13 protein-coding genes are annotated in these 17,251 nt (G+C 58.4%); 4 read left to right on the top strand and 9 right to left on the bottom strand.

Annotated elements, in window-relative coordinates:
- Positions 1 to 61 precede the first annotated feature (61 nt).
- The 5 genes from eda to pgi are packed head-to-tail and all read right to left on the bottom strand — an operon-like array spanning position 62 to position 6,594.
- A complete protein-coding gene (eda, locus tag AU182_RS06320) occupies positions 62 to 691 on the bottom strand; it encodes a bifunctional 4-hydroxy-2-oxoglutarate aldolase/2-dehydro-3-deoxy-phosphogluconate aldolase (RefSeq protein ID WP_066962564.1) in 630 nt (209 codons plus the stop codon).
- A gap of 36 nt (positions 692 to 727) precedes the next feature.
- A complete protein-coding gene (pgl, locus tag AU182_RS06315; protein WP_066962561.1) occupies positions 728 to 1,438 on the bottom strand; it encodes a 6-phosphogluconolactonase in 711 nt (236 codons plus the stop codon).
- Between the two features lie 35 nt (positions 1,439 to 1,473).
- Positions 1,474 to 2,931, bottom strand: coding sequence for a glucose-6-phosphate dehydrogenase (zwf, locus tag AU182_RS06310; RefSeq protein WP_066962559.1), 1,458 nt, complete (start codon positions 2,929 to 2,931; stop codon positions 1,474 to 1,476).
- A 58-nt stretch (positions 2,932 to 2,989) separates the two neighbouring features.
- Positions 2,990 to 4,822: a phosphogluconate dehydratase gene (gene edd / locus AU182_RS06305; RefSeq protein WP_066962556.1), complete on the bottom strand. Its 1,833-nt coding sequence runs from the start codon at positions 4,820 to 4,822 to the stop codon at positions 2,990 to 2,992.
- Between the two features lie 44 nt (positions 4,823 to 4,866).
- Positions 4,867 to 6,594: a glucose-6-phosphate isomerase gene (gene pgi, locus AU182_RS06300; RefSeq protein WP_066962553.1), complete on the bottom strand. Its 1,728-nt coding sequence runs from the start codon at positions 6,592 to 6,594 to the stop codon at positions 4,867 to 4,869.
- 390 nt (positions 6,595 to 6,984) lie between these two features.
- On the opposite strand from pgi, the gene AU182_RS06295 reads away from it, so the two are divergent.
- Positions 6,985 to 8,034 (top strand): LacI family DNA-binding transcriptional regulator, encoded by a 1,050-nt coding sequence (locus AU182_RS06295; RefSeq protein WP_066962550.1) that lies wholly within the window; start codon positions 6,985 to 6,987, stop codon positions 8,032 to 8,034.
- A 303-nt stretch (positions 8,035 to 8,337) separates the two neighbouring features.
- On the opposite strand, the gene AU182_RS06290 is transcribed toward AU182_RS06295, so the two are convergent.
- From AU182_RS06290 to nagK, 4 genes are all read right to left on the bottom strand, one after another.
- The gene (locus tag AU182_RS06290; RefSeq protein WP_066962547.1) at positions 8,338 to 9,669 is read right to left on the bottom strand and encodes a sugar MFS transporter; all 1,332 of its coding nucleotides are present in this window, start codon (positions 9,667 to 9,669) and stop codon (positions 8,338 to 8,340) included.
- A gap of 71 nt (positions 9,670 to 9,740) precedes the next feature.
- Positions 9,741 to 10,868 carry an N-acetylglucosamine-6-phosphate deacetylase gene (gene nagA, locus AU182_RS06285; RefSeq protein WP_153039147.1) on the bottom strand — a complete coding sequence of 376 codons (1,128 nt, stop codon included), beginning with the start codon at positions 10,866 to 10,868 and terminating at the stop codon, positions 9,741 to 9,743.
- A gap of 61 nt (positions 10,869 to 10,929) precedes the next feature.
- Entirely contained in the window at positions 10,930 to 11,928 is a 999-nt protein-coding gene (gene nagB-II, locus AU182_RS06280; protein WP_066967594.1) for a glucosamine-6-phosphate deaminase NagB-II, read from the bottom strand.
- Between the two features lie 142 nt (positions 11,929 to 12,070).
- Positions 12,071 to 13,021, bottom strand: a complete 951-nt coding sequence (nagK, locus tag AU182_RS06275; protein WP_066962542.1) for an N-acetylglucosamine kinase — start codon at positions 13,019 to 13,021, stop codon at positions 12,071 to 12,073.
- Between the two features lie 489 nt (positions 13,022 to 13,510).
- Here nagK and AU182_RS06270 point away from each other — a divergent pair, with 489 nt between their 5' ends.
- The 3 genes from AU182_RS06270 to AU182_RS06260 all read left to right on the top strand — a co-directional run bounded on the left by AU182_RS06270 (position 13,511) and on the right by AU182_RS06260 (position 17,222).
- Positions 13,511 to 14,851: a PstS family phosphate ABC transporter substrate-binding protein gene (locus tag AU182_RS06270; RefSeq protein WP_066962540.1), complete on the top strand. Its 1,341-nt coding sequence runs from the start codon at positions 13,511 to 13,513 to the stop codon at positions 14,849 to 14,851.
- Between the two features lie 47 nt (positions 14,852 to 14,898).
- Positions 14,899 to 15,771: a DUF6279 family lipoprotein gene (locus AU182_RS06265; RefSeq protein WP_066962537.1), complete on the top strand. Its 873-nt coding sequence runs from the start codon at positions 14,899 to 14,901 to the stop codon at positions 15,769 to 15,771.
- Positions 15,772 to 15,947: 176 nt separating this feature from the next.
- A complete protein-coding gene (locus AU182_RS06260; RefSeq protein WP_066962534.1) occupies positions 15,948 to 17,222 on the top strand; it encodes an aminotransferase class I/II-fold pyridoxal phosphate-dependent enzyme in 1,275 nt (424 codons plus the stop codon).
- Positions 17,223 to 17,251: the final 29 nt, after the last annotated feature.

Genomic DNA, 17,251 nt, shown 5'->3' with positions numbered 1-17,251 from the left:
GGCACCGGGTATACCCCCCCCCGGCACGCAGTTCTATTCGGCAACGAGTCCAGGCGCGGCCTTAGCCTTTCAGCAAGGAGGCCTCTTTTGCCAGGCGAGTAATCTCCGCCCAGTTCTTTTCCGCCACCAGCTTCGGTGCTGCCATCCAGGACCCACCCACACAAACGACGTTGGACAGGTTGAGGTAATCCTTGGCATTCTGCGGGCTCACACCACCCGTTGGGCAGAACTTCACTTTACCCAGAGGGCCACCAATGGATTTCAGCATAGGGATGCCACCGGCCGCTTCAGCGGGGAAAAACTTCTGGTAGTGATACCCGCGCTCCAGCAAACGCATGACTTCGGATGGATTTGCTGCACCGGGCAGCAGCGGAACACCGGTGTCTTCGGCCGCATCCAGCAACGCTTCGGTTGCGCCAGGGCTGACCATAAAGGTGGCACCAGCATTTACAGAGCGACGGATATCATCACCGTTCAGAACAGTGCCAGTCCCCACGTGGGCATCCGGTAAGTGCTTGGCGATTTCCTCTACGGCGGCCAGTGCCGCCTCAGTGCGCAAGGTCACTTCCAGCACGTTCAGGCCGCCTTCGACCAGCGCCTGCGCCAGTGGCAGTGCGTCGCTCACCTTATCAACTACGATTACCGGCACTACGCCAGCTTGTTCCAACACGGGTACCAGAGTCTGTTGCATCTTCACTTCCTAAAACTTTAATTTTTGCTTATTTCTTCAGGGGGCCCAGTACACAGTCACAGGCTTTAGCCCCTGCTTGAGGATGCTGCGCACTGGCATTTCCTGCTCGTCATCGCCCAACAGGGCCTGGCGATAAACTTTCAGTTTTTCTTCCCCAGTGATCAGCAGCTTGATTTCCTTTGCCTGCAAAATCGCGGCAAGCGTCAGGGTCATTCGCTCAGTGTGCGCGCCAGTTACCGCACTCTGTTTCGCGGTAATGGCCTTGCACAGCTTGGTGGATTTCACATCCAGCGCTTCGGCCAATCCATCAGCGAACGGGAAGAAAGACGCCGTGTGTCCATCGTTCCCCATTCCCAGAACGCACACATCGAAAGGCCTCGGCAGCTCTTGATAGGCGCGCTCGCAGTCGGCCTCGCCCTCTGCCGGTGTCTGGGCAGCGTTTTTCATTCCCAGGCAAGGCGCTTTCGCCGCTTCGTTTTGCAACAGGCTGTTGCTGATAAATGTCTGGTTACTGCCGGGCTCACCTTTCTCCACCCAGCGCTCATCCACCAGCGCCACGTTGACGTTGTTCCACGGCAGTGGGCGACGGGAGAGCTCACGGTATACCGGCTCGGGAGAGCTCCCACCGCTGACCAGGAACGTGGCCTGGCCATTGGCCTTGATTCCCGCGTGCAACGCTGCGGCGCACTCATTGGCCAGCGCCAGAGTGAGTCGCTCTCGATCGGCAAAAAATTTCTCTTCAACCATGTCAATCAGACCTTGTTAATGGTTTACGCAACCACTCAGGGGTTGAACCAGTGGTGGCCGTTTTCAGCTAATAGCTGATTGGATGCCTGCGGCCCCCAGGTACCAGCGCGATATAGCTGCGGCTGATTGGCGGTGTCGCGCCAGTGATCGATGATCGGATCAACCCAGGCCCAGGCCGCAGCAACCTCTTCACGATGAATAAACAGTGCAGAATTATTCGCCGCAGCATCCAGCATCAGGCGCTTGTAAGCATCACTCTTGAAGCTGTCGTAGGTATCCGACAGGGTGAGGTTCAACTCCACCGGCTGCAGCTCCATAGTGAGGCTGTCCATTTTCTTGGCCATCAATACCAGCTTGATGCTCTCTTCCGGCTGCAGGCGGATGACCAAGCGATTGGGCAACACTTTGCCCGCTTCAGGCTGATACACACTGTGGGATACATTTTTGTACTGGATAACGATTTCCGCGCAGCGCTTTTCCATACGCTTGCCGGTACGCAGGTAGAAAGGCACACCAGTCCAGCGCCAGTTATCAATGTGCGCGCGAATGGCCACAAACGTCTCAGTGGTACTGTTAGGCGCCTTGAGCTCTTCCAGGTAGCCCGGAACCAGTTCAGTCCCCAGGCCACCGGCTACGTATTGCCCACGCACAATATTCCGGTCTACTTCCTGTTCGGTCAGCGGGCGCAGTGCTTCAAGCACTTTGATTTTTTCCGAGCGGATATTGCGCGCGGACATACTGTTGGGTGACTCCATCGCAATCAGGCACAGCAACTGCAGCAGGTGGTTCTGCACCATATCGCGCATTGCACCGGTGTCATCGTAAAAGCCCGCGCGCCCCTCGAGGCCCACGGTTTCGGAAATACTGATCTGGATGTGGTCGATGGTTTTCGCATCCCACAGGTGTTCAAACAAAACATTGCTGAAACGCAGTGCCAGCAGGTTCTGAACGGTTTCCTTACCCAGGTAGTGGTCGATGCGGAAAATGCTTTCTTCCGGGAAGAACTCGGCAATTTTGCTGTTGATTTCGTCGGAAGTTTTCGCGTTATAGCCCAGGGGCTTCTCTACCACTACCCGTGAGTTCTCGTGGATCAGACCTTTTACCGACAGGTTTTCACAACAGGGGCCGAATACCGCCGGAGGGATGGCGAGGTAAAACAGGCGCGTGCGCTCGGTATCCTTGCCGAGGATATCCACCAGGCTATCCCATTGCTCATCCGGCTTGGAAATATCCAGCGCTACCGCGCGCAGCTGTGCGCTAAAGCCTTTCCAGTTTTTATCACTGTACTCGCCATCACGCAGATGGGTCTTCAATGCCTGTTGTGCGGTTTTCAGGTAGACGTCCGCGTCTTCCTGGCGACGACACACCGGCAAGATACGGGAATCCGGATTCAAGCCACCTTCAATATACGCCCGGTACAGGGCCGGGATCAGTTTGCGCAGTGACAGATCGCCGCCACCGCCAAAAAGTACCATGTCGAATGCGTTAGCCATTGTTTTTGCTCTCAAGCCATTGCCGCGCCCACCTATCAGCGAGCGCTGCTGAATTCAGTTAAAAAAGAATGCTGCCACCAGTTTCTGCGCCGCTGGCGAGCTTGCGCATATTGGTAAACAGGTCGCGCCCCATGCCTGTGGCATTGGCGGACAGATCGCACTCCGCTGGCGCGCGTGCCGCCAGCTCTTCATCACTCACATGTACTTTGAGAACACCGGCTTCCGCGTCCAGCTCTACAATATCTCCATCCTGGATTTTTGCGATTACGCCACCTTCCAGTGCTTCCGGAGAAAGATGGATGGCCGCCGGCACTTTACCGGAGGCGCCAGACATACGGCCGTCGGTAACCAGCGCCACTTTAAAACCGCGGTCCTGCAATACGCCGAGGGACGGCGTCAATTTGTGTAGCTCCGGCATACCATTGGCCTGCGGCCCCTGGAATCGCACTACGGCCACAAAATCTTTTTCCAGCTCACCCGCCTTGAACGCATCCAGCATGTCGTCCTGGCTGTTGAACACCACCGCCGGCGCTTTGACTTTCAGCTGCGGGGTTTTCAGCGCGGACACCTTGATCACGCTGTTGCCCAGGTTGCCCTTCAACAACTGCAGGCCACCATGGCTGGAGAAAGGATCTGCCGCGGGGCGGATGATGTCCGGGTTGCCGGACTCTTCCGCGGTTGGCCGCCACACCAAGCCGTCCTTGCCATCATTCAGGAACGGATCGTAGGTGTAAGGCTCCATGCCGGAATCGCCGAGTACGGTGGCCACATCGTTGTGCAGCAGGCCCGCATTCAGCAGTTCGCGAATCAGGTATTGCATACCGCCAGCGGCGGCGAAGTGGTTGATGTCCGCGGTGCCGTTCGGGTACACGTGGCACAGCAGCGGCACCACTTCGGAGAGTTCCGCCATGTCCTGCCAGGTAATCTGGATACCGGCGGCTCGCGCCATGGCGATCAGGTGCATGGTGTGGTTGGTGGAACCACCGGTTGCGTGCAGGCCGATGATGCCGTTGACGAACGCTTTTTCGGAGAGAATTTTGGCAATGGGCGTGTAATTGCTGGGCTCGGTGATCTGCACCAGTTGCTTGACCGCCTCTTTGTTCATCGCGTCCCGCAGCTCGGTGCCGGGATTGACAAAAGAGCTGCCCGGCAGTTGCAGGCCCATGATTTCCACCAGCATCTGGTTGCTGTTGGCGGTGCCGTAAAAGGTGCAGGTGCCCGGGCTGTGGTAAGAAGCGCTCTCCGCCTCCAGCAACTCTTTACGGCCGACCTTACCTTCCGCGTACAGCTGACGAATGCGCACTTTTTCCGCGTTCGCCAAACCGGTGGGCATCGGGCCGGCGGGAATAAATACAGCAGGCAGGTGACCGAACGAGAGCGCGCCGATCACCAGACCGGGCACGATCTTGTCGCAAATACCCAGGTACATGCCGCCATCGAACATATCGTGGGACAGGGAGATGGCCGTCGCCATGGCAATCACGTCGCGTGAAAACAGGGACAACTCCATCCCCGGCTGCCCCTGGGTGACGCCGTCACACATGGCCGGCACGCCACCGGCCACCTGTGCGGTGGCGCCGTTGCGGAGCGCTTCCGCCTTGAGCATTTCCGGGTAGGTGCCGTAGGGCTGGTGGGCCGACAACATATCGTTGTAGGCATTAATGATGGCCAGGTTGGGGCCCTGTCCGGAGGCGATCAGGTTCTTGTCATGATCACTGGACGCCGCCATGGCGTGCGCGAGATTCCCACAGGACAATTTGTGGCGCGCGCGCCCCTTGCCCTGGGCATGTTCCACCTGTGCCAGGTAGCTGGCCCGGGTGTCTTCGCTACGGCGGATGATCCGGTCGGTAACCGCCTGAATGCGACTGTTTACCACTGTTTTGTTTGCCATTTGTTTAACTCTTCGTTTTTTTATCAGTCCGTCGCACGCTGATGTTAAGCCTGTTCTCCAGCAGGCTCAGCCACCCCAACCTCAGGCAGCTCCGTGGACGTAACCGCGCCGTTTACCCGGCGGTAGTATTCGATCAGCTGGGCCGTTGAACCGTCTTCGCCGGACAGGTCACCGGCAGCCAATTTTGGCTCCAGCTTGCTGGCCAGACCTTTACCAAGTTCCACGCCCCACTGATCAAAGGAATAAATTTGTAGAATCACACCCTGAACAAAAATTTTATGCTCGTAGAGTGCTATCAACGCTCCCAGCGATCGGGGGTCCAACTCTTTCAAGAGTATTGTGTTACTGGGCTTTCCACCCCTATGCACTTTGAAAGGAGTAAGCCTTTTTATTTCTTCTTGCGACAGCCCCCTGGCTGCCAGCTCTCGCGACACTGACTCTGCATCCACGCCGTTCATCAGAGCCTGGCTCTGGGCGAACATGTTGGCCAGCAGCACCTCGTGATGCCCGTTCAGCTCATGCCCGGGGGCCACGGTGCCGATAAAGTCCGCCGGCACCACTTCCGGGCTCTGGTGCAGATACTGATAGAACGCATGCTGCCCGTTGATCCCGGTCTGCCCCCAGATCAGTGGGCCGGTGGCGTAATCCACCTCCCCACCAGCGCGATTGGTCGACTTGCCGTTGCTCTCCATATCTGCCTGCTGCAGATAAGCAGGCAACATGTGCAGCGCCTGGTTGTAAGGCAAAACCGCATGCGCGGGATAGCCCATGAACGTGCAGTGCCAGACACTCAGCAATGCCAGAATGACCGGCGCATTGTGCTCAAGTGGCGCTTCCCGGAAGTGGCGATCCATTTCTGCAGCGCCATCCAGCAGCGCGCGGAAATGCTCAAAGCCGCAGGCAATGGCGATGGGCAGCCCAATCGCCGACCACAGCGAGTAGCGGCCGCCAACCCAATCCCAGAAGCGATAGATCCGCTCAGGCGGGATGCCAAACTGCTGCGCCTTGCCCGGGCTCGCAGTCACACCAATAAAGTGTTGCTGCAGCAGCGTTTCTGCCGGCCTCTCCGGCATCGCACGCTGCAGCCAGCTGAGGGCACTGCGTGCGTTGGTCATTGTTTCGCCGGTCGTGAAGGTCTTCGACGAAACGATAAACAGGGTCGATTCGGCATCCAGGCCGGCCAGCACGTCCGTGAGCTGGGCTCCATCCACATTGGAGACAAAGTGCACTGCGACATCACCCTTCCGATGGGCACGCAGCGCTTCGATGACGGTCTGTGGTCCGAGATGGGAGCCACCGACGCCAAGATTGACCACATTGGTGATCCTTTTACCGCTGCAGCCCGTCAGGTCGCCATTATGTAGTAAAACTACAAGCTCTTTCAAGCGCTGCAGCTCAGCCTCAACCGCCCCGGTGACGGATACCCCGTCAACTTCAACATCTGCGCTCAAACCTCCGCGCAGCGCGGGATGCAGAACCGGCCGCCCCTCGGTGACATTTATGGGTTTGCCGGCGAAAAAATCGTCCCGCCACTGCTCCAGCCCGGCTTCCCGCGCTAAGCGTAATAAATTTACAAAAACCGGACGGTCGATCGGGTTTTTCGAGTAATCCAGCAAAAACTGGGGCAGTTCCAGGGAAAAGTCCCTGGCCCGCAGAGGATCATCGGCGAACAGGTCGGAAAGACGGCGCTGCTTGAGCTGCTTCGCCTGCGCCTGCAGCGCACGCCAGGTCTCAGACTGGGAAATGGCGGAATAAGAAGATGCGTTATGCATGGTGAGCCCCCTGAAAGTGGCCCCCGCCGGTTAGTGGCGGGCACCGGTTATTCTTGTTGGTCGTACAGACAGCGCTTTGGCCTGCCGGTTTTGGCATGCCGCCACAGAAAATGACAACGCTGTCATGAAGCCCAAAGAGTCACATAGCCCTCACACCCTGTCAATCGCGTTTGTAGTTTTGTTTCACAAATCTTCTATCACTCGCCCGCGATTCCGTCGAACACGGTAACAGCCGCAAAAAAGCACTAAGATTGAGGGGATTTGCCGGGAAAATCCGTTTTTTTACACAGGCATCCCCGCACTGGGAATAAATGACTACTAAGCCGTCGTCGCGCAGCCCGCAAACAGGTAAACTGCGCGGCTGGGTATGGATAAGGAACATTGCCGACCATGAAGAGCACCATCAACGACGTCGCGGCACTCGCCGGCGTGTCGATCAAGACCGTTTCCCGGGTCATCAATAACGAGCCATCGGTCCGGCCCGCCACCCGCAAGAAAGTGATGGATGCGGTGGAGGAACTTCACTATCAGCCCAATCTGGCGGCGCGCAACCTGGCCGGTACGCGCAGCTATACCATTGCCCTGATCTACGACAACCCCAATGCCTACTATGTGATCGATATGCAGAACGGCATCCTTGAAGCCTGCAAGGCCCGGGGTTACGAGCTGCTCATTCACCCCAGCAACTCGAAGTCCGACACCGTAAACGACGAGTTGCGAGCACTGGTGGAGCATTCCAAGGTAGCCGGCGTGGTGCTCACACCGCCCTTCTCCGAAACCCAGGCCGTCATCGATGAAGTGAAAAAGCTCGGCCTCGACTATGTGCGCATTGTTTCCAGTGGCGCCGCCGAGGGCGACGAAGAAAACTGCATTCAGGTCGACGATACCGCGGCCGCCTTCGACATCACCAAACACCTGATTGAGCACGGCCACAAGCGCATCGGTTTTCTGTGTGGTGGTGAGGAACACATTTCCACCCACGGGCGACTGGATGGCTACAAGGAAGCGCTGCAGCAGGCGGGAATCACCATCGAGCCAGAGCTTATTGTTGCCGGCGAGTACTCGTTCGACTCCGGTGTATCCGGTGCGAAGCAACTGCTGGAGCGGGACAACCCACCCACCGCTATTTTTGCCAGTAACGACGAGATGGCGGCGGGTGCGCTGTTTGCTGCGCGACTGATGCACATCGAAATTCCCGAGCAGCTTTCCATCGTCGGCTTCGAGGACAGCCCCTTCTCCCGCCAGACCTGGCCCAAACTGACCACCGCGCACCAGCCAAATAATGAAATCGCCAAGTGTGCCGCGGCTCTGGTATTGAACAAGGCGCGCAGCAAGAGCGCGGCGGAAAGCGCCGCCGCCAACAAAGATGCGGGGATCATCAAAAAATTCGTGCCCGAATTACTGGTGCGCGACTCTACCGGCGACTCGCCCGTACGATAAACCGATGTGCGGCCTCGTCGCCGCTTATCCCCTCCCTGGTCTCTCTCCCCCTGCATTATGCTGGCGTATAGCGCCCACCGGAGTGTTCATCCCGCAGCGAACACCCACAAGCCCTCTGTCTATCGAGGGCTTTTTGTTGGCAAAAAAAAGCCCTCACAAGGAGGGCAAAGATGACGAGAACCAAAGAGAGAAACTTCGTAAAGAAGTTGATAGAAAAAAAATCCTTTTCAAAACAACATCCAATACACTTTCAAAACTGACGAATTACGATGCGCCTGGAATTCCGTAGCACGTACTGGCAACTTACTTCCAGCTACGCATCTTGTGGCCTTTCAGCGCGTAAAACAGAATAAACAGGTAAGCCGGAATCGAGATCACGTAGGCCAGCTGACCGTCGCCGGTATCGGCAAAGTGGCCGTACAGCGGCGGCAGGACCGCACCACCGGAGATACCCATGATCAGAAGCGCAGCACCTTTGGAGGTGAACTTGCCCAAACCTTCCAGCGCCAGCGGCCAGATTGCGGGCCAGCACATGGCATTGGCGAAGCCCAACAGTGCAACGAAGTAGACCGCATTGGGAATCTCGGGCAGGCCGAACAGCGCCAGGGTCGCGGAGGACATTACGGTGCTTTCCATAGAGCCGGCCATTACCGCGAACGTGAACACAATTCCCATGACCGCAGAGATCAACAGCGCAGTCTGCTGGCTGATAAAGCGCGGAATAGCGATGGTGCCCCAGATATAACCCAGCACCATGAACACCATCGTGTAGGACGTCAGCACGGACGCGACCGCCGTATCCAGCCCGGCCTGCTTGCCCAGCAAGCCAATAGCGTCACCGGCGATTACCTCCACGCCCACGTAGAAGAACAGCGCGATGGAACCCAGAATCAGCTGCGGAAACTTCAGCAGCGCGGGCAGGTTTACCGCCATCTCTTCCTGACCTTCCACCACTTCATCTTCAATATCCGGCAGTGGTGCGAACATCATGGCGACGGCCAGTACAAATCCGAGAATCGCCATACCGATGTACGGAGAAACCAGCTGCCCCGCCAGCTCGTCCAGCTTGGCGTCTTTGGCGGTGGAAGACAGCACGGCCAGCTCGGCATCGCTGACACCGCTGATGCCAGACATCACCAGTGCGGCGAATACCAGCGGCGCCACAATGCCGGCACCCTTGTTCAGCAGCCCCATGACACAGATCCGCACCGCTGCGGTTTCCGGAGAGCCGACGCGCACCACGTAGGGGTTGGAAGCGGTCTGCAGAATGGTCAGACCCGAACCCACCACAAACTGGGCCAACAGGAAAATGCCGAACATACGACTGTAAGCGGCGGGAATAAAAATCAGGGCCCCGACGGCAACCAGCGCCAGCCCCAGCGCCATACCGGTTTTGTAGCCGGTGCGCTCGATAATGGCTGCCATCGGCAGCGCCATCACGGTATAGGCAATATAGAACGCCGACGCTACGAGCATGGCCTGGAAGGCACTGAGTTCACAGATGGTCTGCAGGAAGGGGATCAACGCCCCGTTTAACCAGGTCACAAAACCAAAGATAAAGAACAGCAAACCGATGATGGCCATCGGCAAAACGCTGCTGCGCGTTTCGCTTGGAGTAATCGCTGCGGTAGTCATAAATTCACCTTTAATTATCGTTATTGAGCGTCGTTAAACATCGTCATCAGTTGTTGTTGAATACGTGGGCATCAGCCCGCAGAGAACACTTCCTGCCCGCCGATCCAGGTTCGCTGCACCTGTAGATCGTCGCTCAGTAAAATCAGATCCGCGCTGGCGCCCGCGGCAATACGGCCGCCCTCGCAACCCAGATACTGCGCTGGGTAAAGCCCGGCCATACGCAGGGCTTCGGTCAATTCCACACCGCACCACTCGCGGATATTGCGCACTGCGCCGATCATGTCGAGGTGTGAACCAGCCAGCTCACCGGTGGTGGATGTCAGCTTGTCGCCATCGCGCGTCACGATGCGGTCAAACAGCGGAAAACTTTTTTCTTCGCTCCCCACCAGTGACATGGCGTCAGTCACCAGCATGATCTTGCCACGCGGCTTGGCCTTCAGGGCCAGGGTCATGGCTTCGGCACTGACATGGTGGCCGTCGGCGATCAGGCCACACCAGCAGCCATCGCTGATCAGTGCCGTCCCCACCATGCCCGGGTCGCGCGAATGCAACGGCGACATGGCGTTATACAGATGCGTGAACCCGGTGGCCCCCGCCGCAACCGCCGCGGCGGCCGTCTTGCCATCGGCATTGGAGTGCCCGAGGCAAACCCTTACCCCAAGATCGACCAGCTTCCGAATATCCCCTGGCGAGACATTTTCCGGTGCCAGAGTGACCATTTTCAGGCCCAGGTCGTCGCGACCATAAATCGCCAGCTCTTCTTCGCTAAGCGGGCGAATAAATTTTTCTTCGTGGGTGCCTTTTTTGGGCGTGCTCAGGTGCGGCCCTTCAAAGTGCACACCTAGAACCCCGGGCACACCCTCCTTGAGTGCAGCACTGACGGCATCCGCCGCCCTTTGCATCACGTCCACCTGATCGGTGATCAGGGTGGGCATAAATCCGGTGGTACCGTAGCGGGCATGGGCCGCTGACATTTTGCCAAGCGCGTTGACGGTGGTGTCGTTGTTAAACAGCGCACCGCCGCCACCATTAACCTGGACATCAATCAGTCCGGGCGCCAGCATGCCTTTCAGGCGCACCGCACCGGCCGCCGGCTCGCCGCCGAGGGCAATCACTTTACCGCCCTCAACAGACACCGCCGCATTGGTATGCAGCTGCTCGCCGTCGAATAACTTGTCTGCGATAAATGTCTGTACCACTTGCCCGCTCCTGCGCTCCATCACCCGTTCGTCAAACTACCTGCAGCATCACACTGCGCCTTCACACGGTCTGGGTAACTTTCTTCAGGCCCGCCGGCTCGTCCGGATTAATACCGCGACTGACGGCAACATGTGCCACGTCGAGGTAAAAGCGCTGTAGCAGCGCCAGTGGCGCAACGCGCGGGTGTACACCTTTGCTCGGCACGTGCAGGTTGATCAGGGTACCGCCGCGGCGAATGATATCGGCGATCTGCTCACTGTGCGCCTGATAAGACTCATCTTCGATGGGCACATTCACCACCGTGAGCTTCTGCTCCACCAGAGTGACCGGGCCGTGCAGAAACTCGGCGCTGGAGAAGGACTCCGCGTGCACGCTGCACACTTCTTTCAGCTTGAGTGCCAGCTCACGGGTAATGCCGTAACCGGGACCACGCCCCAGGACCACCAGGTTTTTCACCGCGGCAAGGTCTTCCGGGCGCAGCTGCACGTCGGATTCAATGGCGTCAGTCAGGGTTTGCGGCAATTGTTCCACGCTGGCCATCAGGTCGTCGTCCTGGGTCCAGTTGGCTACCAGCTGCAGAACCGCAGACAGGGTACACAGGTAGCTCTTGGTTGCGGCGACCGCCAGTTCAGGGCCGGCTTTCAGCGGCACCACCTGATCCACAATGTCTTTGATCGGTGCAGTCTCATCATTCACCAGCGCCACGGTATAGGCGCCGGCATCCTTCGCCATCTGCGCCTGCGCCAGAATGTCCGGGCTGCGCCCGGACTGGGAAATAACGATGACCAGTGCGTCTTCCAGCTTCAGCTTTTTGCCATAGACACTGGAGACAGACGGCGCCGCAGCAAAGGTGGGCGTGCCGGTTTCGATTTCAATCAGGTACTTGGCAAATACGCCGGCGTGATCCGAGGAGCCACGCCCAACGATCATGACAAATCGCGGCGGCTTGTTGCGCAGGCGCTCGCCGAGCGCGTCCATGATCGGCGCATTGTTTTTCAGCTGTTCGGCAATCCGGCTCGGGGCCTCACGAGCCTCGGTTTCCATTACTGTCATTGTCATAGAGGTTTCCGCCTTGCTGGCTTCAGCAGAAGTCACTGCGCTCATAAAATCTGTCCGTAAAATGCGTATGGCTACGGTCACCGGACTGGGCAGTTAACAAACTGCAGCCTGGCAACCTGTGTGTTCTAACTCGTTCGCGCCCTTATCCAAAGAGCGCTTTTGCATCGCCCTTCTCCGCGGGCCGGGTTTCACCCTCGCCCAGCGCAGCCAGTGAGTGCTGCGCGAAGTAGACACAGCCCAGTTCCGGCGGATCCAGCGGGTCGGACACCCGCTCGGCAACCCGCGGCTTCAGCCAGGGCTTCAGACGGGGCGCCAGACCGCCGATCATGGCCAGCCGCGGCGGCTTGCTTTCCATTAATTTTTCCGCGAGATCACTGATGTAGGCCGCACCACCGCGCATGATGGAAACAGCAACCGGGCAGTCGGCCTCTGCGCACTCCACCACCGGCACCGCCAGCTTGGCGTACTGACTGGAAGGCTTGCCCGCCATCATTTCGATCACATCGTAGGGGTCATCGGTACCCAGCGCCTTTTGCAATTCACGCTGCAGCATGGACGTCGCCGCCAGCCCTTCCATGGCCATGAGCAGATACTTCACCGCTTCCATCCCCAGCCAGGCACCGCTGCCTTTATCGCCGTGCGGGAATCCGTGGCCTCCGACGATCTCGCTGTGGCCGTTGACCCAGGAATAACCGACGGAACCGGTGCCGGCAATAATGACTGCGCCGTCGCCGCCACGGTGGGCGCCGAGGCAAGCGGAGTGCTGGTCGGTGGTGAGGAACATCTGCTTGAAGGGGTGTGCCCAGGCATTCATCTCGTTGAACAGGCGGGGCATGTTGACGCCCGCCAGACCAACACCCGCCACCAGCTCCCCGAGCGTTTCCGCGGGCATGCCGGCATCGGCCACGGCCAGTGCGGCCGAGCGGACTATGGAGTCAATGGTCTGTGCGTAGCCGTGAAGGGGGTTCGCAGGTCCGGACACACCGGTACCCAGTAGACGATTGTCGGCATCAAAAATGGACGCGCGGCACTTACTGCCACCGCCATCGACGCCAACGTAAAGAATGTCCCTACTGTCTCTCAAAGCAACCATCTGAAGCGGCCCCTAAGAATTCTATTGTTATCTGTCTTCACCGGATTCCCCACTGCAATCACTTGCTCCCCAGAGGATCCGGCGCGACGCCTTGATTGACGTCTGTGCCAATATGGAAGAAATACTACAAGACAAATGACAGCGTTGTCATGCCCTTTTTCAAAAAAAATCCCTCAAGCACCGAATTATAGGCCCCCTCTCTGCCCTACCTGAAGGCAATAGAGCCGAATCAGCCGCCGCTGAGGGGGCTTTGAGCGCCCCTGGCAAATCAGCAATAGACACGGACAACGCCCGACTGGCGCGGCCTCCGGCATGCCGCCAGCCAGCTCAGGCGCGACTGAAACAAATCTGTCACATTTTTCTGCGATAAAGCGCGCGCCCAGCGCAGGGCAACCAGACATCTCAGTCTGATAAAGAAGTGCCCGGGCACAGCCCGACGCACTGCCTGCACCAGGCAACCCAAGGAATCAGAAGCAACAGGAGATAGGGATGGGACGCTGCCGAGCCTTTAAGTATGTATCACGCACGTTGGTGGCCGCAGCACTTTACCTGCTGGGTTCCAGCGGCATGGCGTCTGAGCCAGGCGACACCACGCTCTTCCGCCTTACCGGCTCCAACACCATCGGTGCCGATCTCGCCCCGGCGCAGGTAAAAAGCTACCTGCGCTCAATTGGCGCAACAAAAATCGCTCAACGCAGCGAGGGCGAACAGCACTGGATCACCGCCACGCTTCAGGGCAAGCCGGTGGTCGTCCCTATCATTGCGCTGGGTTCCAGCACGGGTTTTAAAGCCCTCAACGAAAACAGTGCCGACATCGGTATGGCATCACGGCGGATCAAGCCAGCGGAAATCGCCATGCTCAAGCGCTTTGGCGACTTTACCGGCCCCCAGGCGGAGCACGTGATCGGGCTTGATGCACTGGTCGTGGCGGTGCACGCGCACAACCCGGTATCCCAGCTGAGCCTGGACCAGCTGGCGCGAATTTATCGTGGTGACATTCGCAACTGGGCACAACTGGGTGGCCCAGACCTACCGATTCGGCCACTGCACCGAGATATCGAATCCGGCACCCGCGCCACCTTTGACAGCGAAGTGTTCGACGCCAGCCGACCTACAGAGGCGTTTGCGTATGAAGTTTCCGGCAACCACGAGACCCGCGCACTGGTGCAACGGGATCCGGCCGCCATTGGCTACCTGCCCTACGCGGACGCCGAGGGCCTTCGGAAAGTGGCGGTCAAGGCCGGTGAGCTGGCGGCCATTGTGCCCGACCGCGGCATCATCGCCACCGAGGATTTCCCGCTCACCCGCCGCCTATACCTGTATCGCAACCCAGGGCGCTACAACGCGCATGTGGATGCCTTTATCCACTTTGTCGAATCCCACGCCGGTCAGCAGATCGTGGCCGATGTCGGGTTTATCAACCTGACACCGGTGGCTTTGCAGGTACCAGCCTATGCCAATGCACCGGACAACTACCGCGAGCTAATGGAAACCGGATCGCGCTTGAGCATTTCGTTCCGCTTTGCCGACGGCAGTACCGAGCTGGATAACCGGGCCCTGCGGGACCTGCACCGGTTGCAGGACTTTATGGCACAAGAGGAAAATCACGACCTGTCGCTGACACTGGTGGGCTTCTCTGACTACAAAGCGAACCGCAATATTTCCGACCTGATTTCCCGCTTCCGCGCGCTGAAAGTACAGGGTGCACTACTGCGGGAGCACCAGATGGGCGACAGCCGGATCATGTCCGTGGGTGCCTTTGCGCCGCTCACCGGAGACAGCGAACAGAGTCCGATAAAAAACAGTCGTGTGGAAGTCTGGATCAATTGACCGCAAGCGGGTCGCGGGGGCATCTGGCAGGATCTATATTTAACGCCATGAATGCCTCGAACCCGTTTTCGCTCTCTGCTGCACCGCTTCCCCGGCTGCTTGGCGCGTTTATCCTGCTGCTGTTTATATTCGGCTCCGGATGTTCCAGTGTGCGCCTGGTATACGGTCACCTGGACTGGTGGATGGACCGCAACCTGAATAAATATCTGGACCTGGAGGGCGCCGAGGAAGACCTCCTCTCCCAGCGTGTCGACGAGTTCCACCGCTGGCACCGCCAGACCCAGCTCCCCCGCTACGCAAGTTACCTGGAATCACTGGCCGCCGATGTGGACGCGCCAGACGTCAGCGCGAAAAAGCTCGCTGAAATAGAACAACAGGTCGATACCTTTTGGCACGCCTCCGCCACCATGCTCAGCGATCTGATACTCCCCATTGTGATTCAGCTGGACGACCAGCAAATTGACCGACTGGCAGAAAATGTGCGGGAAGAGCGCGAGAAGTCACTGGAGAAATGGGAGAAGTCCAAACGCAAACGGGAAAAAGAAATGCGCAAGCAGGCGGAGCGGTGGCTAGGCGACCTCACTCCGGAGCAGGATGCGATGATCGACCACCAGGTAGCTAGCACTACCTTCGACCCGAAGCGGCGTGATGCCCAGCGCCAGCTATGGAGCAAAACGTTCATCAACACCCTAAGCAACAAGCCACCGGGCTATGAAAAGAAATTGCGGGACCTGCTGGTAGACCCCCAGTCTCTGTGGTCGCCAGACTATCAGCAAATGCAGGATCAACTGCGCCAGCAGGCACGCACCCTGACTGCCGATATACTGGCAAGCACCACACCCGAACAGCGCGCGCACCTCAAATCGAGCCTACTGCAATACGCCTCTGACTTTCGCATCCTCGCCGCCCAGGAACACTAGCGGGCAAGCTCCATCAGACCGTTTCAGACGAAACAAATTTTCTGCCGAAAACCCCCGCTTTCGCCGGGAATTACCGCAAAAAAATGCCAGAAAGCATGACGTAATCCGCCCGCGACTGATAAGCTCCTGCCCCGCAAGTAAAACCGCCCATTACCCTTCAACAGGAGAGGATTTCCGTGCGTATCGAGACCGCCCAACGCGAACAACTGCAACAGTGGGAAGCAGAGCTGGAGCAGCAGTACCAGCGCATTTGCCAGCATAACCTGAGCCTGGATATTACCCGAGGTAAACCGGCCGCAGATCAGCTGAGCCTTGCTGACGGTCTCGACGGGATTCTCAATGGCGACTACCGCGCGCCGGATGGTACTGACACCCGCAACTATGGCGGTCTGGAAGGTATCGCCGCGGCACGTGAGCTGGGCGCCGACATTTTGCAGGTGCCGTTTGAGGAAGTGCTCGCCGGCGGCAACAGCTCTCTGACGCTGATGTATCACGCGGTGCTCACCGGCTACCTGTTCGGCTTTGCCGGCAATCAGCCCTGGAAGGAGATGCGTGCGCCCAAGTTCCTGTGCCCGGTGCCGGGCTACGACCGCCATTTCGCCATTTGCGAACAACTGGGGATTGCCATGGACACGGTGCCCATGACCGCCACCGGCCCGGACATGGATGTGCTCGAGCAAAAAATCCGCGAAGACGATCAGATCATCGGCCTCTGGTGTGTGCCGAAATTCTCCAACCCCACCGGCGTCACCTACGATGCAGATACCGTGGATCGCCTCGCGCAGCTGGGCAAGTTTGCCAACCCGGGTTTTCGTATTTTCTGGGACAACGCCTATGCGATTCACGATCTGGATCACCAGGTAGCCCTGCCGAATATTCGTGAGGCCACCCTTGGCAATGAAACGGCGGATTCCGTATTGCAGTTTGCCTCCACCTCCAAGGTGACGCATGCCGGTTCTGGTGTGGCTTTCGTCAGTGCCAGCCCCGATAACCTGGCGTCGCTGAAACAGCAAATGTCGGCGATGACCATCGGCCCGGACAAGGTGAACCAGTTGCGCCACGCCCGGCTGTTCCCGGAACTGAGCCAGCTGAAAGAACACATGCACAAGCACGCGGAAATCCTGCGCCCGAAGTTTGCCTGTGTGCTGGATCACCTGGACAAGAACTTTGCCGACTCTGACCTGGGCGAGTGGGAGACACCGAAGGGCGGTTACTTTGTGTCGTTCAACACACGCCCGGGGGTTGCCTCTGAAGTAATTCGCCTGTCCGCGGAAGCGGGGGTAAAGCTCACCCCTGCCGGCGCCACCTTCCCCTACGGTAAAGATCCGGAAAACACCAACATCCGTATCGCCCCCAGCTTCCCGCCACTGGAGGAGCTGGATACCGCGATGTCGGTGTTTGTGCTGTGTGTGAAACTGGCCAGCGTGCGCAAGGCGCTGCAAGCGGCCTGATCTCTCGGCAAAGACACACGCAAGGCGCA

The sequence above is a fragment of the Microbulbifer sp. Q7 genome, assembly GCF_001639145.1.
Lineage (GTDB): Bacteria > Pseudomonadota > Gammaproteobacteria > Pseudomonadales > Cellvibrionaceae > Microbulbifer.
Note: the sequence above shows the minus strand (reverse complement) of the source record. Positions and strands in the feature narration are given on the sequence as shown.